This window comes from Frigoribacterium sp. ME-P-080, from assembly GCF_030209595.1.
Classification (GTDB): Bacteria; Actinomycetota; Actinomycetes; order Actinomycetales; family Microbacteriaceae; genus Frigoribacterium.
In genome coordinates this window covers 774789-794500 of record NZ_JARVRR010000002.1, presented here as the reverse complement: position 1 = coordinate 794500, position 19712 = coordinate 774789, and the positions used below count along the sequence as shown (strand labels likewise).

Below are 19712 nucleotides of genomic sequence, written 5' to 3'. Positions count from 1 at the left end.
TCGCCCCCGGGCGAGACGTCACGACATGCCGCTCACCTCTCGACGTGAGCGGCATGTCGTGCCTTCTCGACCCCCTCCCCCGCCCCTTCCGAACCCGAGGAGACCGATGAGCGTCTACGACGTCTGGGCCCCGAAAGCGACCACCGTCCACCTGCACCTCGACGGCGAGCTGCTGCCGCTGTCCGCCGAGCCCGACACGGGCTGGTGGCGCGCCCCCGCCGACCTCGACCGGGGCCCGGGGCACCGCTACGGCTTCGTGCTCGACGGCGGCGACTCCCCCGAGGGCGAGACGCCGCTGCCCGACCCCCGCTCGCGTCGCCAGCCCGACGGCGTGCACGGCCTGAGCGAGACCTACGACCCGGGCGCCTTCGCGTGGACCGACGACGCGTGGACCGGCCGCCAGCTGGCGGGATCGGTCGTCTACGAGCTGCACGTCGGCACCTTCACGCCCGGGGGCACGCTCGACTCGGCGATCGAGAAGCTGCCCCACCTGGTCGACCTCGGCGTCGACCTGGTCGAACTGCTGCCGGTGAACGGCGTCAACGGCCGCTGGAACTGGGGCTACGACGGCGTGGACTGGTTCACGGTGACCGACAACTACGGCGGTCCCGAGGCGTACCAGCGCTTCGTGGACGCCGCGCACGCGGCAGGTCTCGGCGTCGTGCAGGACGTCGTGTACAACCACCTCGGCCCGTCGGGCAACTACCTGCCGCTGTTCGGGCCGTACCTGTCGAGCAAGCACGCGAACACCTGGGGCGACAACGTCAACCTCGACGACGACGGCGCCCACGAGGTGCGCGAGTTCATCCTCGACAACACGGCGATGTGGCTCGACGACTACCACGTCGACGGCCTGCGCCTCGACGCCGTGCACGCCCTCAAGGACGACAGCGAGGTCCACCTGCTGCAAGAGCTCGCCGAGCGGACCGCCGCCCTCAGCAGCCACCTGCGCCGGCCGCTCTCGCTGATCGCCGAGAGCGACCTGAACGACCCGCGCCTCGTCACCCCGCGCGACGGCGGCGGCTTCGGCCCCGACCACCGCCAGGGCTACGGCCTCGACGCGCAGTGGAGCGACGACTTCCACCACGCCGTGCACGTCGCGCTCACCGGCGAGACGACCGGCTACTACGCCGACTTCGAGCCGCTCGGCGCCCTGGCCAAGGTGCTGACCAAGGGCTTCTTCCACGACGGCACCTGGTCGTCGTTCCGCGAGGCGACGCACGGGTACCCGGTCGACACCGAGCACATGCCGACCTGGCGCCTGGTCGTGGCCAACCAGAACCACGACCAGATCGGCAACCGGGCGATCGGCGACCGCCTGGCCGCGACGCTCGACGACGGGCAGCTGATCATCGCCGCGGCGCTGACCCTGGCCGGTCCGTACACGCCGATGCTCTTCATGGGCGAGGAGTGGGGCGCCTCGACCCCGTGGCAGTTCTTCACCTCGCACCCCGAGCACGACCTCGGCGAGGCGACGGCGAAGGGCCGCATCGAGGAGTTCGCGAAGATGGGCTGGGACGAGTCGTCCGTGCCCGACCCGCAGGAGCCCTCGACGTTCGAGGACAGCAAGCTCGACTGGTCCGAGCTCGAGACCGGCCGCCACGCGGTGCTGCTCGACGCGTACCGCCGTCTGGGGGCGCTGCGCCGCAGCGAGCCCGCCCTGACCGACCCCCGCTTCGGCGAGACGGGCGTCGAGTACGACGGCGACGCCCGCTGGCTCGTGCTGACGCGCGGTGACCTGAAGATCGCGATCAACCTCGCCGACCAGGAGGCGCGGGTCGCGGTGAGCGCCGAGACCGTCCTGTTCGCGAGCGACGCGTCGATCGCCGCGGGGTCGATCCTGCTGCTCCCGGCGCACTCGGTCGCGATCGTCCGCTGACGCGGGCACGGCCGACGCGGGCCCGACCGGGGCCAGGACAGATGACGCGCGCCCGGGGCTGACCACCCCGGGCGCGCGCGTGCCGCCTCCCTGCTAGCGCGTCGACACGCCGCCACGCACGGGCCCGACCCGGTGCGAGGTCGCGCGGACGCTCGGCAGGCGACGGTGTCGCACGACCAACTCGACGACGGCGCGGGACCGTCGACGCAGACCCCACAGGGTCACCTTGGTCAGCGACTCCCGGACGATCGAGCCGCTCATCTTCGAGGCGCCGTGGATGCGCTCGGTGAACGTGATCGGAGTCTCGACGACCCGCATGCCCGCCTGCAGCGCGCGCCAGAGCAGGTCGACCTGGAAGCAGTAGCCCCGCGACTCGACCCGGTCGAGGTCGATCCGGCGCAGCGCGGACGAGCGGAACACCCGGAACCCACCGGTCGTGTCGGCCACGCGGATGCCCAGGGCTCCCCGCGTGTACCAGCTGCCGCCACGGCTGAGCAGCTCCCGGCGGAGGGGCCAGTTCTCGACGGCGCCGCCGGGCACCCACCGTGAGCCGAGCACGAGGTCGTTCTCGCGCAGCAGCTCGAGCATGCCGGGCAGGTACTCGGGGTGGTGCGAGCCGTCGGCGTCCATCTCGACGAGGGCGTCGTAGCCTCGCTCCAGCCCCCAGGCGAAGCCGGCGAGGTAGGCGGCGCCGAGGCCGGCCTTCTCGGTGCGGTGCATCACGTGCACGCGGGGATCGCGGTCGGCGTAGGCGTCGGCCAGCTCTCCGGTGCCGTCGGGCGAGCCGTCGTCGACGACGAGCACGTCGACCGCGGCGCCGGAGGCGAGGGTGCGCCCCACGATCCAGTCGAGGTTCTCGCGCTCGTTGAAGGTCGGGATGATGACGAGGGCGTCGTTCATGGTGGGGTCCTTTCCCGTCGGGTGGGAGTCGGAGGTGTCGGGTGTCGGGTGTCGGAGGTGTCGGGTGTCGGAGGCGTCGGTCGGGCGTCAGCTCACGAGGCCACGAGGTCCGCGAACACGATGAGGTTGTCGACGTAGTGCCCGGTCGACCGGTCGAAGGTGCCGTCGCAGGTGATCAGCCGGAGGCCGGGGGTCGGACTGGCCCCGTAGACGTCGCTCGTCGGGAACGTCGCCTTCGGGGTGCGCTCGCTGCCCGTGACGCGGAAGGTCTCGACCGAGCCGGTCGACAGCGTCACCTGCACCTCGTCGCCGGGCACGAGCTTCGCGAGGTCGACGAACACCGCGGGGGCGTCACCCGAGTCGACGTGTCCGGCGATCACGGCTGGCCCGACCGCCCCGGGCACGACGCCGTCCTGGTACCACCCGGCCGACAGCCACTCCTTCGGCGGGTCGAGCTCGCCCTGGGCGCCGAGGCCGAGGTCTTCGAGGCCGGAGTCGACCCCGATCGAGGGGATCTGCAGGCGGACCGGCGTCGCGTCGGCCGGGGGCGAGGTGTACGACGGGGCCGCCGGGTCCTGGAAGGCACCGGCCGCTCCGCTCGCCGCATCCGGCGTCGCACCGGTGGTGGCGGGGGCCGTGGCGACGGAGCCGGGTGCGTCCGCGTCGGGCCGGGCGGCGACCGCGGCCACCGTCACGCCACCGGCCACGAGGACGACGGCGGCGACCGCGGCGAGGACCGCCGCGCGGTGACCGGCGACGAACGTCGAGAGGCTCATCCGTTCACCACCAGGGGGGTGCAGGCGCCGAGACTCGAACCCTCGAGTTGCAGGGCGGCGAGCGCCGCCCAGGCGCTGCCGTAGTAGGTCGGCGTCGACTGTGACAGGGAGTCGGCGGTCCGCAGGTCGGCCGTCGCCCGGTCGTGCTGACCGTCGCTGGCCTCGGCGGCGGCACGGGCGGCGTAGGCGAGGGGGCTCTGGTCCGAACCGACCGACTGCCCGCCGAGGTCGAGCTGCATGGGCAGCTCGTCATAGCGCTGCAGCACGGAGGCCATCGACGCCGAGAGCGCCACGTCCTCGGGCTGGCACGACTCGGCGTAGCGCAGGGCGAGCCGACCGGCGTCGTAGCTGTACTGCACGGTGCCCGACGACCCGTCGGCGCTCGGCAGCGGGACCGTCGTGCCGTCCTGCTGCACCTGGGCCCAGTCGCTCGGGAGGGCCGTCGAGGCGAGGATGTTCGTGGTCACGGCTCGCGAGCCGGTCTCGAGCTCGGCCCATCGGGGGTCGCCGCTGGCCTCGCCGAGCTGCGCGAAGGTCGCGGGCGACGCGTACGAGGGGTTGTACGACCATGGGCCGGAGCCCATCGCCCACGGTCCGGGCAGCAGGATGCGGCCGACGTCGGTCGAGACCGTCATCTCGTCGAGCACGTCGGTGCCGAGGTCGACGCCCTCGGTCGTGAGGTCGGAGCGGTCGAAGGTCGAGCCGGCGAGCACGAGGGCCCGCGCCGCGTCGACGTCGGCGTCGCTGGCCGGCATGTCGTCGACGACCTCGCCGTCCTTCCACTGCCAGGCCAGCAGGCCGTCCGGGCGCACCAGGTTGCTCTTCGTCCAGTCCCAGATCGCGTCGAAACGGTCCTCGTCGCCCACTCCGACGGCGACGAGCATCCCGTAGGCCTGCCCTTCGCTGACGGTGTCGTCGCCCTGGTCGCGACGCACGACGCGGCCGTCGTCGTCGACGTACCCGTCGAGGAAGTCCTTGCCGATCTCGGCGGCCGTCCGGGCCTGAGGAGTGGCCGTACCCGTCCCGGGGGTGCCGGTCGCGTCCGCGCCCGCCTGGTCCGTCGACGGGCCGCCGGCCCCTCCGACGACGAGGGAGGCGATGCCGGCGGTGATGGCGAGGGCCACCACGACGGCCGCTGCGAGCAGCGCCTTCGTCTTCTTCGTCATGTCGTTCTCTTCTCCTGCTCGGTGCTGCGGTCGGTCGACCCGGTCGACGCTCTGGACGCGATCGGTGCCGGGGAGGCGCGGTGCGACGGGTCGCTCACCGCGCCTCCTCGTCCTGTCGGGTGGTGCCGGGCGTCAGGCCCCGAACCAGCCGAGCACGGTGGCCCAGAGGCCCTTGGTCTCGCTCTTCTGCGGGTGCTCGGCGAGGTAGCCGCCACCGGTCTGGACGCCACCGACGGGCGCCTGCGCCGTGGCCGCGCTGTCGACGACCGGGACGACGGTCAGACCGCCGGTCGAGTTGTCGAGCACGAACAGCGTGTTGATGCTGCCCGCCGCGAGGTCGACGTCGCTCGTGCCGGTCACCTTCTTGCCGGTCAGGTCGAGGGTCCAGGGGCCGGCCGCGACCTGCGCGTAGCCGCTGGCGCTGCCGAAGGGCGCGTCCTCGGCGATGGTGGTGCCCGTGCTCGTCGCGACCGTCACGGTCTTGCTGACGTTCGCGGCCTGCACGAGGCGGACCTTGGCCTGGCCGTCGGCCGGGGCCGTCAGGTCGTCCGTGAAGACCTGGGTCTTCAGGTCGTCGTTCGGGCCGTAGGCGACGGCGGTGATCGGCTGGCCGCTGTCGACCGTGATGTTCGACGTGATGACCGGCTTGGCACTGGTGGGTGCGTCCGCGGCCGTCATCGAGACCACGTAGGTGCCCGCGGCCAGCGCCTGGTAGGGGCTGACCTGGCCGTAGGTGACGTCGTCGAGGTCCATGACGACCTGCCCGCCCTTGAGCGAGGTCAGCGTGACGTCGACGGCCTTCGTGTCGGGCGAGAGGTGGCCGACGCGGACCCAGCCGTCCCCGTCGGCGGCGTGCGCGGGCGACGTGCCCACGAGGGCGCCGGCGAGGGCGACCCCGGTGGCGGCGGTAAGGGCGAGCACCGTCGCGAGACGGCGGCGTCGGGACGGGACGCCGGTGACGGCGGCGGGTGCGGTGGTGGTGCGTGAGAGGGAAGCCACGATGGCTGGTCCTTTCCGGTCGGGTGTCCCACCCGGGACGGGTGGGACGCGGTGAGGAGGTGCCGGCGCCCGCGGGAGGACGGACGCCGGCGTGGCGATCAGTTCGCGAGGACGCCCGTCGGTGCGACGGCCGAGAAGGTGACGCGCAGTCCGTCGCCCGAGGGGACGACCGACTCGGGGACGTAGACGCTGCCCAGGCCCTCGAGCGTGGTCCGCACCTCGTCGACCGACTGACCACCCTGCGGGGTGACGTCGAACTGCCGGAACAGGGCGTCCTGTTCGCCCGGCAGGGCCGCGGGGTCGGCGACCGAGATCGGCCCGAGGGCGGCGAGCTGACCGAGCACGATGATCGCGCGCGGGTCGAGGCGGCCGTCCGAGAGCGCCGTCGACAGGGTCGACGAGATCTGCAGGTTCGGGTTCTGGGCGAGTTCGGCACCGGCCTGCGAACGGGCCGACGCGGCGTCGTCCGCCTCGGTCTGCGCCTGCGCGGCCCCCTGGCTGTCGATCTGCCGGACGTTGACCTGCTGGTCGCCGTCGCCGAACGAGGCGATCACGGTCGAGTTCGCGAGGGCCTCGCGGATCTCGGGCGAGGTCGGCCCCGAGGTGCGGACCGACTCGGTCTCGAAGAGGTAGTCCGAGTCGCGCCAGCCGTTCGGCGACTGCGCCTGGACGGCACCGTCGGTGTCGATCTTGTAGAACCAGATCACGTTGTCGCGGGCGAAGCCGGCCTTGACGAGGTCGACCCAGACCGCGTCGTCGACCAGCAGGCGGCTGTCCTTCGGCACGTTCGTCTCGACCCAGCTCTCGGCGTTGCGCATGGGCGCGTCGAGGTCGCTGTCCAGGAAGCCGCGCAACTGCACGGCCCAGAGCGGGACGATCGCCACGACGGCCGCGAGGGTCAGGGCGAGCCAGGCCACCGAACCGGTGCGGGACGCCGCGGTCGAGAGCGCGCCGGCCCGACGGGCACGGAAAGCCCGGACCGCGTGGTCGGTGACGGCCGCGACGAGCAGCGCCGCGAACGGCAGCAGCATGATCACGTAGGGCACCGGCAGGTAGCCGCCGGGACGGAACATGAAGGCGATCAGGAACACCATCATCACGCCGAGCGGGCGCAGCCTCTTGACGAAGACCGCGACGACCGAGGCCAGCGTGCCGAGCACGATGAGCACCTGGTCGAGCTGCCACCACTGCGACACGGTCGCGAAGAAGAGGCTGCCGGTGTCGAACACCGAGCCGCTCGCCTCACGGGTCGCGAGCTGGAACTGGATGCCCTCGAGCAGGCTCACCCTGCCGGCACCGGGCAGCAGCTCGCCCTTCACCGCGGCGAGCGCGACGTAGCCGAGGCCGACGAGCACGAGCAGGCTGCCCGCGATCGACAACGTGTACCGACGGGTCGACTTGTCGGCCCCGCGCCACATGATCCAGGCCAGGAAGGGCAGCGCCAGCAGGTACGTCTCCTTCGAGAGCACCGCGATGCCGAACGAGAGGGACGCCGCCGCGAAGCCGGCGAGCTGGTAGCGCTTGCTCAGGGCGAAGACGAACGCGGCCAGCAGCCACGGGGTGGCGACGTTGTCGAGGTAGACCGTGCGGTGGAACTGCAGGGCCAGCGGCGACACGGCGAACACGAGACCGGCCACGGCGGCCGCGGGACGGCTGAGGCCGAGCTTGCGGCCGAGCAGCCAGACGAGGGCCACCGAGACGACCGTGAAGAACAGCATCGCCTCGCGAGCGGCGAGCACGGCGACGTCGTATCGCGAGAAGGCGCCGGTCAGGGCCGTGTAGGCCGAGATCTGCAGCCAACCGACCGGCGGGTGGTCGTACCAGTAGGTGTAGTGGGTGATCTCGCCGAGGTTCTGGATGGCCCAGGCCTGGGCGGCGTAGGTGCCCTCGTCGTCGATGCGTTGCGGCGAGCCGTCCATGTTGAAGGCCATGACGACCGCGGCGATGGCGAGGACGGGCAGCAGCCAGGCGAGGCTCGCGCCGTGTCGACGCAACCACGACGCGGGCCGGGCGCCCCTCGGGTCCTTCGTGGGGACCACGGGGGTTCCCGGTCCGTTCGACACCGTGGTGCCGGCCGCGCGGGGGCGGTTCAGCGTGCTGGTCATCGGTCACCTCCGGTCATGGCCAGGGCGGGCTCCGTCGAGGAGGCGCGGGGCGCCTCCTGCGGTTCGGTCGCGACCTCGTCGCGGTGCGCGCCGGTGTGCTCGGTCTTCTCCCAGGCGTTGAGGCCGCGCAGCTGGCGGAAGACCGCCCGGACCGCGGCGAGCGCGAGGAAGATCTGGTACGGCAGCAGTCCCCAGACGAGGCGGAAGTAGTCCCGGGCCCGGACCTTCTGGCCGTAGACCCGCCCGAACTCGCGCAGGCCGGTGAACTCGACGGCCAACAGCACGAGCGTCGGCGCCAGGGGCACGAACGACACGAGTGCGATGGCGGTCGGCACCTTCGTGGTCAGGATCAGGACGATCGAGACGGGGATGAGCAGACCGGTGGCGGCCTGGATGAACGGCATGGTCAACAGGTAGCGGGCCATGAGGCGCTGGCGCAGGCGGGGCAGCTTCTTCCACTCGCCCTTGCCGTAGACCTGCATGAAGCCCTGGTTCCAGCGGGTGCGCTGCTTGAGCAGCGAGACGAAGGTGCCGGGGGTCTCCTCGCGGGTGACGACCTCGGGGCTGTAGGCCACGACGACCTTGGCCCCGGCGCTCGAGAGGCGGACGCCGAGCTCGCAGTCCTCGGCGAGGCACTCGGCGTCCCAGCCCTCGGACCAGTCGAGCCAGTCCTTGCGCACGAAGACGGTGTTGCCGCCGAGCGGGATGAACTTCTCCTTGGCGTGGAAGTGCAGGCGCGACCGGAACCAGAAGTAGTACTCGAGCACGTTCCGCAGGCTCCACCAGCTGCTCTGGAAGTTCATCAGCTGGACGCCGCCCTGCACCACGTCGGCATCGGTCTCGGTGAACCGGGAGTCGACGAGCGTCAGGAGGCGGGGGTGCACCTCGTCCTCGGCGTCGAACACGCCGACGATCTCGCCGCGCGACGACTGGAGGGCCAGGTTCAGCGCCTTGGGCTTGTTCTTCGGCACGCTCGAGTCGACCACCACGCGGATCAGCTCGGGGTGACGGGCGGCCGCCTCACGGGCGACCCGCTCGGTGCCGGGGTCGTCGTGGCCGACGATCGCGATGATCTCGAAGTCGGGGTGGTCCTGCTGGGCGAGGCGGTCGAGGGTCTGGCCCATGACCTCCTCCTCGTGCCGGCCGGGCACGAGCAGGGTGAACGAGTGGGCGGCGTCGAGGGGGTTCTCGCTGAACTGGCTGTCGTCGAGGTTGTCCTTCGACCGCCAGGCGTGCAGCATCCACCAGAGGGTCGACACGGCGACCGCGGTCAGCAGGATCGTCACGACGATCAGCGACGAGTAGCCGATCCACTCGAGGGGCGACCAGTCGGGTAGCTGGAAGCCGATCATCGAGTCGGCGGCACCGGTCGAGCCACGGTTCGGGACGAACTGCGACGGGTCGGCGGGGGCTTGCGGGGTGAGCAACGGGGCGGGTTCGCCCGCTGCGAGATGTGATGTCGGGATCTGGGTCGGGTCAGTCGACACAGGATCACTCTCCAGTCAGGGGGTCGGGTGCAGGTGGGCCTGCGAGGTGGTCTGCGGGATGGGGTCGTCGGTCGACCGGGGGTCGATGACGGTGGCGAGCGCGGCCGACGGGTCGGGGGTGTCGGCCGTGGTGGTGACCGCGGGCGAGCCGCGGAAGACGAGGTGGCGGTAGGCCAGGTAGCGGAATGCGGTCCCGAGGACGAGACCGATCCCGTTGGCCGCGACGTTGTCGGCGAGCTGGCTCGTGAAGCCCAGCAGGTAGTGCGAGACGAACAGGCAGGCCGAGGCGATCAGCAGGCCGCCCACGTTCACGAGGCCGAAGGTGACGGCCTCGCGGACTACGGCCTGGTTGCGTCCTTCCCGGAAGGTCAGGTACCGGTTGCCGAGCCAGGCGACGGCCGTCGCGACGATCACCGAGACGACCTTGGCCCCGATGGGCTTGTCGTCGAGCAGGGTGGCGCGCAGCAGGTTGTACACGCCGACGTCGACGACGAAGGCGATCCCGCCCACGGCGCCGAACGTCGCGAGCTCCTTCACCCGTGCGACGAGGCGCAGGGGTGGCGTCGGGTTCGTCGTGGCGGCACGGTCGGGACGTGCCCCCTGGACGGGGGACTCTGGTTCGGGCATGACACCGGTTCGGGGGACGTCGCCGGATCGGTTTGGTCGGGGTACGCAGATCTGGGCCAACTGCCAGACAGGCGACATCTGCCGGTCATCCGACGGCGGATTCGTCCAGCCCGACGGGTTGCCCGGCGAGGACCGGGGCGCTCGTCGACGGGCCGACGACCCGCGGGCGGACGATCGCGAGTTCGGCCGCGACCGCCGTGACGACCGCGCAGAGGGTGACCAGCCGGTCCGGCACCGAACCGACGACGACCAGGAGGCGCTCCCGGCTCGTCGCGCGCCGCCCCTGTTCCGCAGCCGCCTCCGTCGTGGCCCCGACGTCCAGGAGCTGCGAGAGCATCCAGGGCAGCACCGGGAACGCCGCGAGTGCGACGACGAGGACGGGTGCACCGACCAGGACCGTCGAGGCGACCGTCGTGGCCGTGAGGACCGTCACGGCGGCGTCGACCAGCGGCTCTGTGAGGACGCCGAGGGCGCGGCGCCGCGCGCCCGGCCGGAGCCGACGCCAGTCGCCCTGCCCCAGCACCTGCAGGCAGCCGCGGACCCACGTCGCCCGGGCGCGGGCCAGGTCGCGGAGCCCACCCGGCGACCGCTCGACCGTGGTCGCCTCGGCCGAGGTCGCGATGACGATCCGGGCACCGGCCGCCGTCATGCGCACGCCGAGGGCCAGGCCCGCCTCGACGCGGGAGGCGTCCCAGCCCCCCGCCCAGGCGAGCCACGCGTGACGCACGAAGAGCGTGCTGTCCGACAGCGGCACGAAGCCGGCGCGACCGTGGGAGCGGACCACCGACCGGGACCACCACCAGCGGTCGACGGTCGACCGGGGCGTCCACCAGGGGGTCGCCGCGAGCGCCGGGCGGCTGGCGTGCTGGACCGCGTCGGCATCCGTGCGGGTCAGCACCGAGTCGACCAGGGCGAAGAGGCGGGGGTGCGGTCGGTCGCCCGCGGAGAAGACGCCGACGATGCCGTCACCGTCGGGGACGAGTTCGTCCGCCAGGGCGGAGGCGGCCACGGGCGTCCGCCCGGCGAGCGGGCCGGTCCTGACGATCCGGACCCGCTCCGGATGACGCCGGACGGCGGAGGCGGCGACGTCGAGGGTCAGGGTGTCGTCCGCGTCGACGGCCACGAGGACGCGCACGTCGGGGTGCCGCTGCCGGGCCAGCAGGTCGAGCGTCACGGCCAGGCCGGCCGGCCCGTGCGCGGGCACCAGGGCCGTGAACGCGTGCGCCGGGGGCAGCACCGGGCCGTCGAGGTCGCCGTGGCCGAGCTCCTCCTGCTCGCGGACGAGGTAGAGCCTGCGCACGATGCGACCGATGGTGACGGTCAGGACCAGCGCGACGAGCACGGCCAGCAGCGCCGTGCCTGCCCACTGCAGGCTCGACCAGTCCGCCCACGGCAGCGCGGCCGAGACGTCGTCCCCCGGGACGGAGGGCAGGCCGCCCCGGTTCGGCACGAACGGTGTCGGCGTCGCGGGCAGCGTCGGCGTCAGGACGGGGCCGGGCGCCGCGAAGGCGGGTGCGGAGGTCACGGTGGTGATCCAGTCGGGTCGGGGCAGCGGGAGCCTCGGACGTCCGGTCCCGCAGGGGACCGCGACGTCCGACGGATCGTGTCCCCCAGCCGGGGGACATGATCTGATGAATCGTCACTGTACGCCTCCTCAGCCGACCGCACGGGCCTTCGCCGCGTCCCCTGCGACGCGTAGCGTGGGGTCATGGAATTCAGACACCTCGGCGACAGCGGACTCAAGATCTCGGAGATCACCTACGGCAACTGGCTGACGCACGCGTCCCAGGTCGAGAACGACGTGGCGACGCAGTGCGTCCGTGCGGCCCTCGACGCCGGCATCTCGACCTTCGACACCGCCGACGCCTACGCGAACACCGCGGCCGAGCAGGTCCTCGGCGACGCCCTCAAGGGTGAGCGTCGCGAGGGACTCGAGATCTTCACGAAGGTCTACTGGCCCACCGGCCCCCGCGGGCACAACGACGTCGGCCTCAGCCGCAAGCACGTGCTCGAGTCGATCGACGGGTCGCTCCGCCGCCTCGGCACGGACTACGTCGACCTCTACCAGGCCCACCGCTTCGACCACGAGACCCCGCTCGAAGAGACCATGCAGGCGTTCGCCGACGTGGTCCGCGCCGGCAAGGCGCTCTACATCGGCGTCAGCGAGTGGACCGCCGAGCAGATCCGGGCGGGCCACGAGCTCGCCGTGAAGCACGGCGTGCAGCTGATCTCGAACCAGCCCCAGTACTCGATGCTCTGGCGCGTCATCGAGTCCGACGTCGTGCCGGCGAGCAAGCAGCACGGCCTCGGCCAGATCGTCTGGTCGCCCGTCGCCCAGGGCGTCCTGACCGGCAAGTACAAGCCCGGAGCCGAGCTGCCCGCGGGCAGCCGCGCGACGGACGACAAGGGAGGCGCGGACACGATCAAGCGCTTCCTCACCGACGAGGTGCTCACCGGCGTCGCGAAGCTCGAGCCGATCGCCGCCGACCTCGGCCTCTCGATGGCCCAGCTGGCCATCGCATGGGTGCTGCAGAACGACAACGTCGCCTCCGCGATCATCGGGGCCTCGCGTCCCGAGCAGGTGGCCGACAACGTCAAGGCGGCGGGCGTCACGGTGCCCGCCGACGTCATGGCCCGCATCGACGAGGCGCTCGGCGACCTCGCCGAGAAGGACCCCGGCAAGACGGTCTCCCCCGAGCGCCGCCCGGCCTGACGCCCGTCCGGCCTGACGCCCGTCCGGCCCGACGCCCGACCGGCCCGACCCGGGCCGGTCCGCAGGACATCCCCTGGACATCGTCCGGACACCCCGGGAATGTTGTCCCGCTGGATGCGCTTGCATATACTCGTACCAGCTTCGATGACACGTCATCGACCTCGACCTCACAGATTCAGGAGAACACCATGACCATCACCGCAGAGAAGATCCCCGCCGGCACCTGGAACCTCGACCCCACCCACAGCGAGGTCTCGTTCAGCGTCCGCCACCTGGCCATCAGCAAGGTCAAGGGCTCGTTCGAGTCCTTCGACGCCTCGCTGGTCACGGCCGAGGACCACACCGCCTCGAAGGTCACCGCCTCGATCGACGTGGCCTCGGTCAACACCAACCAGAAGGACCGCGACGGCCACCTGCAGACCGGTGACTTCTTCCTCGCCGAGGAGCACCCCAAGATGACCTTCGTGTCGACCAGCATCGAGGAGAAGGGCGACGACGCGTTCCTCGTGCACGGCGACCTCACCCTCCGCGGCGTCACCAAGCCCGTCACCCTGAAGAGCGAGTTCGGCGGCCTCGTCGTCGACGGCTACGGCCAGACCAAGCTCGGCTTCTCGGCGACCACCAAGATCGACCGCACCGAGTTCGGCGTCACCTGGAACGCGGCCCTCGAGGCCGGCGGCTTCACGCTGGGCAACGACGTCACCGTCACGCTCGAGATCCAGTTCACGCTCGCCGCGTAGACACCGGCACCACGAAGGGCCCGCTCTCGCTCGGCGAGGGCGGGCCCTTCCGCGTCATCCCGCGAGGACGCGCCGCAGCACGGCGCGCTCCCCCAGCGTCCAGGCCGCGCTCGTCACGAGGTAGAGAGCGGCCGCGAGCGGGGCGAACGCCGCGAACAACACGCTGACGAAGGGCAGCCAGCGCACCAGGCCCGCCATGCCCGGGAGCGCCTCCTGCCCCGGCCCGGCCGACGTGACGGTGACCGTGCCGGTGAAGCGCAGCGTGGCGCGCCGGCTCGTCTCGACCACGACGGCGAGCAGCGCGAGCAGCACCAGGTACGGCCAGACCGCCGGGAGCCCCACCGCGAGAGAGGCGAACAGGTTGGCGCCGAGGGCGGCCCCGCCGAGGGTGTGCGTCAACAGGGCGTTGGCGTGCCCGGCGATCTCGGAGTGCGCGAACAGCGAGTAGACCGCCGTGAGCACGGGTGCCTGCGCGAGCGTCGGCAGGCAGCCGGCCAGCGGGGACGCCTTCTCGGACGCGTACAGCGCCATCAGCGCCTTGCTGCGGGCCGCGGGGTCGGTGATCCGGCGGTTCAGGTCGGCGATCGCGGGGGCCAGGCGGCGACGGGCGACCTCGGCGCGCACCTGCGAGACGCCCACGGGCACGAGCACGAGCCGGACGAGCAGGGTGAGCAGCACGACGCCGAGGGCGGCGGCGGACGACCCGGCCACCGGTTCGACGAGCACGCCGAGGGTGGTGACGAGCGACTGCAGACCGCCGAGGACGACGGCGATCGGGGGAAAGGTGGACAGGTCCATGCGGACTCCTCGGTCAGAGAGACGGTGGGTGTCTTCTGGCCGCCGAGGGGCGTCGGGTCGACGCGGGCGCGGGTGCGCTCAGGCGGCCGGGACGGCCCGCCCGGGAGCCCGGGACCGCACGTGCCCGCGGGCGTCCGGGTCGCGTCGCCAGACGAGGAGGCGCGTGCCGGCTTCTTCACGGAGCGTCACCTCGGGCACCGCCCCGGCCAGCCCGCAGAGCGTGAGCACGACCCGGGCCACGCCGAGCGCGACCACCGCGGTGGCCGCACCGAGCAGGCCGACGAACACGACCGCGGACAGCGGCGCCCCGCCGGACGAGAGCACGGCCTCGACGAACGCCGCGAGGGGCGCCAGCATCGAGAGGCCGAGGGTCATGCCGACGACCCTAGCCGACGGTCCTACCATCGGGGCAGTGCCCTCGGGAACACCGTGCCGTCCCACGCGGTTGACGCCGAGAGCCACCGCCCCGCCCCGAGAGGACTTCCCGATGACCGTCGACTGGATCACCCTGCAGAAGACCGCCCACGACGAGTTCGCCCGTCGCGTCGAGGCCGTGGCCGACTGGGACGCCCCGACGCCGGACACCGAGTGGAAGGTGCGCGACCTCGTGCGTCACGTCACGCGCGAGCAGCAGTGGGTGCCGCTGCTGCTCGAGGGCGGCGACCCCTCCGAGGCGGAGAACTCCATCGAGCCGCTCGGCGACGACCTCGTCGAGGCCTGGCACCGGTGGTCCGGTGCCGCCACCGCCGCCTGGAGCGCGGCCGACCCCCACGCCGAGGTGCGCTTGAGCGCCGACGTCGTGCCCGTCCACGAGTACCTCGCCGAGCAGGTCGCCGACGTGACGATCCACACCTGGGACCTCGCCCGCGCCGTGGGGACCGACGAAGAGCTCGACGACGCGCTCGTCGAGGCCGTCTGGGGCGTGTTCGCGCCGCAGAAGGACGCCCTCGAGGCCTCGGGCCTGTTCGCGTCCCCCGTCCCGGTCGACGACGACGCGCCGCTGCGCATCCGCCTGCTGGCCCTCACCGGGCGCGACGCCCGCTGAGCCGTCCGCCCACCCGGGTGGGCGTCCTCGGCGACCCGACCCGCGCCTCCCGGGGGTTCATCACCCGGCCCTGCCAAGGTGGGGGCATGACCGCCCCGATCGATCGCCCGTGGCTGCACAGCTACGCCCCCGACGTCCCCGCCGACATCGAGCCCGTGACGGGCAGCCTCGTCGACCTCATCGACGACGCCGTGTCGACGTACCGGCAGAAGCCGGCCCTCGAGTTCTTCGGCCGCGAGACGAGCTACCGCGACCTGGGCGACCAGGTCGCCCGCGCGGCCGAGGGCCTCAGGAGGCTCGGCGTGGGTCGCGGCGACCGGGTCGCCCTGATCCTGCCGAACAGCCCGCAGCACGTGGTGGCGTTCTACGCGGTGCTGCGCCTGGGCGCGGTCGTGGTCGAGCACAACCCGCTCTACACCGACCGTGAGCTGCGCCACCTCTTCGAGGACCACGGCGCCACGATCGCCATCGCCTGGGACAAGTTGGTCGACCGACTGCGCTCCCTGCCCGCCGACATCGGCTTCTCGACCGTGGTCTCGGTCGACGTGACGAAGGGCATGCCCCTCGGCACGCGCCTCGCCCTCAAGCTGCCGGTGCCCGCCGCGAAGAAGAGCCGCGCGGCCCTCACCGACGGAGCCGAGGGCGACGTCACCTGGCAGGGGCTGCTCGCGAACCGTCCGCTGCGCAAGAAGCACCCCCGACCCGATGTCGACGACATCGCCCTGCTGCAGTACACCAGCGGCACCACGGGCTCGCCCAAGGGCGCGATCCTCACCCACCGCAACCTCCGCAGCAACGCCGCGCAGGGTCGCGCCTGGGTGCCGGGACTCGTCGACGGCGACGAGACGGTCTACGGCGTGCTGCCGTTCTTCCACGCCTACGGCCTCACGCTCTGCCTGACGTTCGCGATGAGCATCGGGGCGCGCCTCGTCCTCTTCCCCAAGTTCGACGTCGACCTCGTGCTGAAGGCCGCGAAGAAGCACCCGCCGACCTTCCTGCCGGCCGTGCCGCCGATCTACCAGCGCCTCGCCGACGCGGCCCGCGAGCGCGGCGTCGACCTGTCGTCGGCACGGTTCGCGATCTCGGGCGCGATGAACCTGCCGACCGCCGTCGTCCAGGCCTGGGAGGGCGTCACGGGCGGCATGCTGGTCGAGGGGTTCGGACTGACCGAGACCTCGCCCGTCGCCCTCGGCAACCCGATCGGTCCGACCCGTCGCGTCGGCACCGTGGGCGTGCCGTTCCCGTCGACCGAGGCCCTGGTCGTCGACCGCGACGACCCCGATCCGAGCCGCCCGGTCGTCGCCGGGGCCGCCGGAGAACTGCTGCTGCGGGGCCCGCAGGTGTTCCGCGGCTACTGGAACCGACCCGACGAGACCGCCGAGGCCTTCCTCGAGGGCGGCTGGTTCCGCACCGGCGACATCGTCACGATGAGCACCGACGGGTACGTCACGATCGTCGACCGCATCAAGGAGCTCATCGTCACGGGTGGCTTCAACGTCGCCCCCTCCGAGGTCGAGGAGGCGGTCCGCAACGCCCCCGGCGTGGCCGAGGTGGCCGTGGTCGGCCTGCCCCGGTCGGGCGGCGGCGAGGACGTGGTGGCGGCCGTCGTGCTCGAGCCGGGTGCCGCGTTCGACGCCGAGGCCATCCGCGAAGCCTCACGCGGCCAGCTGGCGGCCTACAAGGTGCCGCGGCGGGTCGTCCGGCTCGACGAGTTGCCCAAGTCGCTGATCGGCAAGGTGCTGCGGCGCGAGGTGCGCGACCGGCTCATCGCTGCGGGCTGACCCTTCGGGCGGGTCCTGCCAACGGGCCCCGTCGGCAGGCCCCGTCGGCGTGTCCGGTCGGCGTGGTCAGAGGCCCTGCCACCGGTCGACCGGCCAGCTGATCACGAACGCCCGCCCGATCACGTCGTCGACGGGAACGAAGCCCGCGTAGGGCCCGGTCTGGTGTGCGCGCGAGTCCGCCGACCGGTCGCGGTTGTCGCCGAGCACCCAGAGCGCCCCCTCGGGCACGGTCACGTCGAAGTCGGTCGCCGAGGCGCGGGGTCCGCCGTCGGCGAGCGTGAGGTACGGCTCGTCGAGGGCCCGGCCGTTGACGAGCACGTGGCCGTCCGCGTCGCAGCAGCTGACGTGGTCGCCCGGCAGGCCGACGACGCGCTTGACGAGGTCCTGACCGGCGTCGTCGCCGTAGCCGAGCCACCCGCCCGGGTCCTCGAAGACGACGATGTCGCCGCGGTGCAACGGCAGGAGTCCGGGTGCCAGTTCGTTGACGATGATCCGGTCGCCGATCATCAGCGTCCGTTCCATCGATCCCGACGGGATGGAGAAGCTGCGCACGAGGAAGGTCCGCACGCCCCACGACAGCAACAGCCCCACCAGGACGATCGCGAGCAACTCGAGCAGCCACCGGCCCGTGGGGTTCCGGCGGATCCCGGAGGCGCGGGTCCCCTCGCCCTCGTCGGTCGCGTCCGCGAGGGGGCTGCTGTCGGTCACCGGCTCATCCTGTCAGCGCGTGCCCGCGCCCGCCCTCCCCGGTCAGGGGGCCGTGGGGCCACGGTCCCGGTGCCCCGGGTCGTCCGTCAGGCGGCCGTCCATCCGATGCGGTCGAGCCGGGCGAGGGCGTGCTCCTCGGCGACGGGTCGCTTGCCGAGGACTCCCCCGACGCCCGCGAGCATGGCCTGCGCCGGCGCCCGGGTCGGGATGCCGATCGGGCCGACGTGCGGCGCGCGCAGCCCGAGCAACTCGCGGAAGCGCGGCTGCAGCGTGCCCACCGCGCCGTTGAAGAGCACGGGATAGCCGACCTTCAGGGCGGGGAAGAGCGGGGGCCGCTTGATGAACTTCACGACGTCGTCGGTGCGCGCGGTGCGCTCGAGCACGCCCCGGCGGTCGAAGTCCATCAGCTGTGACTGCATCTCGGCGACGCTGCGCGGCGGGTTCGGCACGCCCATCAGCTCGCCGGCCGTCGCCCACTCGCGGACGTAGGCGTCGGGCCCCCCGGGGATCGCCTCCCGGCCCCACTCGAGGTAGGCGGCGAGGAACGAGTCGGCGAAGGCCATGTGCACCCAGCTGAGCAGCTCCGGGTCGTTGGCGGCGTAGTCGTGGGTCACGCCGTTCCGGTCGTCGTACGTGCCGACGACCTTCGCGTGCAGGCGTGACACCCAGTTCGACGCGTGGGTGGCGGCCTCGCGGCTGCCGTACGAGACGGTGTAGATCCAGCGGATGGTGCCGGCGAGACGGCCGAGCGGGTCCTCGCGGAAGCGCGAGTGGTCGTGGACGCCGGCGAGCGCCCCCGGGTGCAGCGCCTGCACGAGCAGTGCCCGCACGCCGGCGGGGATGGTCGACATGGCGCCGTGCACGGCCCACACCGCCGAGCCCGGCAGGAAGAACCCCTCGTCGTCGCCCTTCTCGAGGTCGGTGACCCACTCGGGCGTGCCCGTGTACTGCCCGTTGAAGGTGTACTGCAGGCGGGCGCGGAGCGGTTCGGTCAGTGCGGGCATGCCTCGATCATGCGCCGCGGTGGCTGGACGCTCGCACCGGACGCACGCCGCGCCTCCTGCGTCCCGGGGAGGGGCAGGAGGCGCGGCGTGCGACTCGGGGTGGGTCTCAGTTCCCGTGAGCCTCGATCGAGACGGGCTGCCACTCGTTCCAGGTCGCCAGACGCGACTCGTAGTCCTTCGTGGCGATCTCGAGCGGCGCCTTGCCGAAGAAGACGCGCAGCGGCGGCTCGTCGGCGTCGACGACCGTGAGGATCGCCGAACGGGTGGCCGTGGGGTCGCCGGGGTCGGCGGCCGAGGGACGCTTCGACGCGGCCTCACGGACGTCGGCGTAGGCCTCGAGTTCGTCGCTGCGCGAGGCGGAGGGGCCCGACCAGTCGGTCGAGTAGCCGCCGGGCTCGACGAGGGTCACCTTGATGCCGAAGCCCGCGACCTCCTGGGCCAGCGACTGGCTGAAGCCCTCGAGCCCCCATTTCGAGGCGTGGTAGATGCCGACCGTCGGGAAGGCGCTGATGCCGCCGATGCTCGACACCTGGACGATGTGACCCGAGCCCTGCTCGCGCATGATCGGGAGGGCCGCCTGTGACACCCAGAGGGCGCCGAACAGGTTCGTCTCGAGCTGGGCACGGGCCTCGTCCTCGGTGATCTCCTCGATCATGCCGAAGTGGCCGAAGCCGGCGTTGTTCACGACGACGTCCAGCCGTCCGAAGTGCTCGGCGGCCTTCTGCACCGCGGCGACGTCGGCCGCACGGTCGTTGACGTCGAGCTGGAGGGGCAGGAAGGAGTCGCCGTACGCGTCCACGAGGGGCGTGACGTCGTCGATCTTCCGTGCGGTGCCCGCGACCATGTCGCCGCGTTCGAGGGCCGCCTCGGCCCATTCGCGGCCGAAGCCCTTGGATGCACCGGTGATGAACCAGACCTTGCTCACGATGTGTCGTTCCTCTCTTCGTGATGTCGAGGACCATGCTGCGCCGCGCCTCCTCGTCC

18 protein-coding genes are annotated in these 19712 nt (G+C 72.4%); 5 read left to right on the top strand and 13 right to left on the bottom strand.

Annotated elements, in window-relative coordinates:
* Nucleotides 1–106: 106 nt before the first annotated feature.
* Nucleotides 107–1879, top strand: a complete 1773-nt coding sequence (gene treZ / locus QRN23_RS05205; RefSeq protein ID WP_285062770.1) for a malto-oligosyltrehalose trehalohydrolase — start codon at nt 107–109, stop codon at nt 1877–1879.
* A 93-nt stretch (nt 1880–1972) separates the two neighbouring features.
* Here treZ and QRN23_RS05200 read toward each other — a convergent pair whose 3' ends face one another.
* From QRN23_RS05200 to QRN23_RS05165, 8 genes are all read right to left on the bottom strand, one after another.
* The gene (locus tag QRN23_RS05200; protein ID WP_285062769.1) at nt 1973–2779 is read right to left on the bottom strand and encodes a polyprenol monophosphomannose synthase; all 807 of its coding nucleotides are present in this window, start codon (nt 2777–2779) and stop codon (nt 1973–1975) included.
* Nucleotides 2780–2871: 92 nt separating this feature from the next.
* Entirely contained in the window at nt 2872–3555 is a 684-nt protein-coding gene (locus QRN23_RS05195; protein WP_285062768.1) for a class F sortase, read from the bottom strand.
* Nucleotides 3552–4721 (bottom strand): family 8 glycosyl hydrolase, encoded by a 1170-nt coding sequence (locus tag QRN23_RS05190; protein ID WP_285062767.1) that lies wholly within the window; start codon nt 4719–4721, stop codon nt 3552–3554. Before QRN23_RS05190 ends, QRN23_RS05195 begins: the two co-directional genes overlap by 4 nt.
* 132 nt (nt 4722–4853) lie before the next feature.
* Nucleotides 4854–5720, bottom strand: coding sequence for a DUF4397 domain-containing protein (locus QRN23_RS05185; protein WP_056048509.1), 867 nt, complete (start codon nt 5718–5720; stop codon nt 4854–4856).
* Nucleotides 5721–5818: 98 nt separating this feature from the next.
* Entirely contained in the window at nt 5819–7825 is a 2007-nt protein-coding gene (locus QRN23_RS05180; RefSeq protein ID WP_056048512.1) for an ArnT family glycosyltransferase, read from the bottom strand.
* Nucleotides 7822–9312 (bottom strand): glycosyltransferase, encoded by a 1491-nt coding sequence (locus tag QRN23_RS05175; RefSeq protein WP_233568480.1) that lies wholly within the window; start codon nt 9310–9312, stop codon nt 7822–7824. Before QRN23_RS05175 ends, QRN23_RS05180 begins: the two co-directional genes overlap by 4 nt.
* 15 nt (nt 9313–9327) lie before the next feature.
* The gene (locus QRN23_RS05170) at nt 9328–9939 is read right to left on the bottom strand and encodes a GtrA family protein (protein WP_082460563.1); all 612 of its coding nucleotides are present in this window, start codon (nt 9937–9939) and stop codon (nt 9328–9330) included.
* Nucleotides 9940–10024: 85 nt separating this feature from the next.
* The gene (locus tag QRN23_RS05165) at nt 10025–11464 is read right to left on the bottom strand and encodes a glycosyltransferase (RefSeq protein ID WP_285062766.1); all 1440 of its coding nucleotides are present in this window, start codon (nt 11462–11464) and stop codon (nt 10025–10027) included.
* Between the two features lie 183 nt (nt 11465–11647).
* On the opposite strand from QRN23_RS05165, the gene QRN23_RS05160 reads away from it, so the two are divergent.
* Both QRN23_RS05160 and QRN23_RS05155 read left to right on the top strand, forming a co-directional pair.
* On the top strand, nt 11648–12652 hold the full coding sequence (locus tag QRN23_RS05160) for an aldo/keto reductase family protein (protein WP_285062765.1): 1005 nt from the start codon (nt 11648–11650) through the stop codon (nt 12650–12652).
* Between the two features lie 188 nt (nt 12653–12840).
* On the top strand, nt 12841–13392 hold the full coding sequence (locus tag QRN23_RS05155; RefSeq protein WP_054144994.1) for a YceI family protein: 552 nt from the start codon (nt 12841–12843) through the stop codon (nt 13390–13392).
* 54 nt (nt 13393–13446) lie between these two features.
* Here QRN23_RS05155 and yidC read toward each other — a convergent pair whose 3' ends face one another.
* Together yidC and QRN23_RS05145 are read right to left on the bottom strand one after the other, a co-directional pair.
* Nucleotides 13447–14190, bottom strand: a complete 744-nt coding sequence (yidC, locus tag QRN23_RS05150; RefSeq protein WP_285062764.1) for a membrane protein insertase YidC — start codon at nt 14188–14190, stop codon at nt 13447–13449.
* Between the two features lie 78 nt (nt 14191–14268).
* Nucleotides 14269–14565 (bottom strand): DUF6412 domain-containing protein, encoded by a 297-nt coding sequence (locus QRN23_RS05145; protein WP_285062763.1) that lies wholly within the window; start codon nt 14563–14565, stop codon nt 14269–14271.
* A 112-nt stretch (nt 14566–14677) separates the two neighbouring features.
* Here QRN23_RS05145 and QRN23_RS05140 point away from each other — a divergent pair, with 112 nt between their 5' ends.
* Nucleotides 14678–15235: a TIGR03086 family metal-binding protein gene (locus tag QRN23_RS05140; protein ID WP_056048524.1), complete on the top strand. Its 558-nt coding sequence runs from the start codon at nt 14678–14680 to the stop codon at nt 15233–15235.
* Nucleotides 15236–15321: 86 nt separating this feature from the next.
* Nucleotides 15322–17016 carry a long-chain-fatty-acid--CoA ligase gene (locus QRN23_RS05135; protein WP_056048526.1) on the top strand — a complete coding sequence of 565 codons (1695 nt, stop codon included), beginning with the start codon at nt 15322–15324 and terminating at the stop codon, nt 17014–17016.
* Between the two features lie 66 nt (nt 17017–17082).
* Here the strand turns inward: QRN23_RS05135 and lepB are convergent, their stop codons facing one another.
* From lepB to QRN23_RS05120, 3 genes are all read right to left on the bottom strand, one after another.
* Nucleotides 17083–17724, bottom strand: a complete 642-nt coding sequence (gene lepB / locus QRN23_RS05130; protein ID WP_056048528.1) for a signal peptidase I — start codon at nt 17722–17724, stop codon at nt 17083–17085.
* 86 nt (nt 17725–17810) lie between these two features.
* Nucleotides 17811–18728: an oxygenase MpaB family protein gene (locus QRN23_RS05125; protein WP_285062762.1), complete on the bottom strand. Its 918-nt coding sequence runs from the start codon at nt 18726–18728 to the stop codon at nt 17811–17813.
* Between the two features lie 106 nt (nt 18729–18834).
* A complete protein-coding gene (locus QRN23_RS05120; protein ID WP_200412293.1) occupies nt 18835–19653 on the bottom strand; it encodes an SDR family oxidoreductase in 819 nt (272 codons plus the stop codon).
* Between the last annotated feature and the right edge of the window lie 59 nt (nt 19654–19712).

What these genes read in the sequence shown, in the direction of transcription:
- treZ (WP_285062770.1), top strand. Translation starts at nt 107, where the DNA reads ATGAGCGTCTACGACGTCTGGGCCCCGAAAGCGACCACCGTCCACCTG.
- QRN23_RS05200 (WP_285062769.1), bottom strand. Translation starts at nt 2,779, where the DNA reads ATGAACGACGCCCTCGTCATCATCCCGACCTTCAACGAGCGCGAGAAC.
- QRN23_RS05195 (WP_285062768.1), bottom strand. Translation starts at nt 3,555, where the DNA reads ATGAGCCTCTCGACGTTCGTCGCCGGTCACCGCGCGGCGGTCCTCGCC.
- QRN23_RS05190 (WP_285062767.1), bottom strand. Translation starts at nt 4,721, where the DNA reads ATGACGAAGAAGACGAAGGCGCTGCTCGCAGCGGCCGTCGTGGTGGCC.
- QRN23_RS05180 (WP_056048512.1), bottom strand. Translation starts at nt 7,825, where the DNA reads ATGACCAGCACGCTGAACCGCCCCCGCGCGGCCGGCACCACGGTGTCG.
- QRN23_RS05170 (WP_082460563.1), bottom strand. Translation starts at nt 9,939, where the DNA reads ATGCCCGAACCAGAGTCCCCCGTCCAGGGGGCACGTCCCGACCGTGCC.
- QRN23_RS05160 (WP_285062765.1), top strand. Translation starts at nt 11,648, where the DNA reads ATGGAATTCAGACACCTCGGCGACAGCGGACTCAAGATCTCGGAGATC.
- QRN23_RS05155 (WP_054144994.1), top strand. Translation starts at nt 12,841, where the DNA reads ATGACCATCACCGCAGAGAAGATCCCCGCCGGCACCTGGAACCTCGAC.
- yidC (WP_285062764.1), bottom strand. Translation starts at nt 14,190, where the DNA reads ATGGACCTGTCCACCTTTCCCCCGATCGCCGTCGTCCTCGGCGGTCTG.
- QRN23_RS05145 (WP_285062763.1), bottom strand. Translation starts at nt 14,565, where the DNA reads ATGACCCTCGGCCTCTCGATGCTGGCGCCCCTCGCGGCGTTCGTCGAG.
- QRN23_RS05140 (WP_056048524.1), top strand. Translation starts at nt 14,678, where the DNA reads ATGACCGTCGACTGGATCACCCTGCAGAAGACCGCCCACGACGAGTTC.
- QRN23_RS05135 (WP_056048526.1), top strand. Translation starts at nt 15,322, where the DNA reads ATGACCGCCCCGATCGATCGCCCGTGGCTGCACAGCTACGCCCCCGAC.
- QRN23_RS05125 (WP_285062762.1), bottom strand. Translation starts at nt 18,728, where the DNA reads ATGCCCGCACTGACCGAACCGCTCCGCGCCCGCCTGCAGTACACCTTC.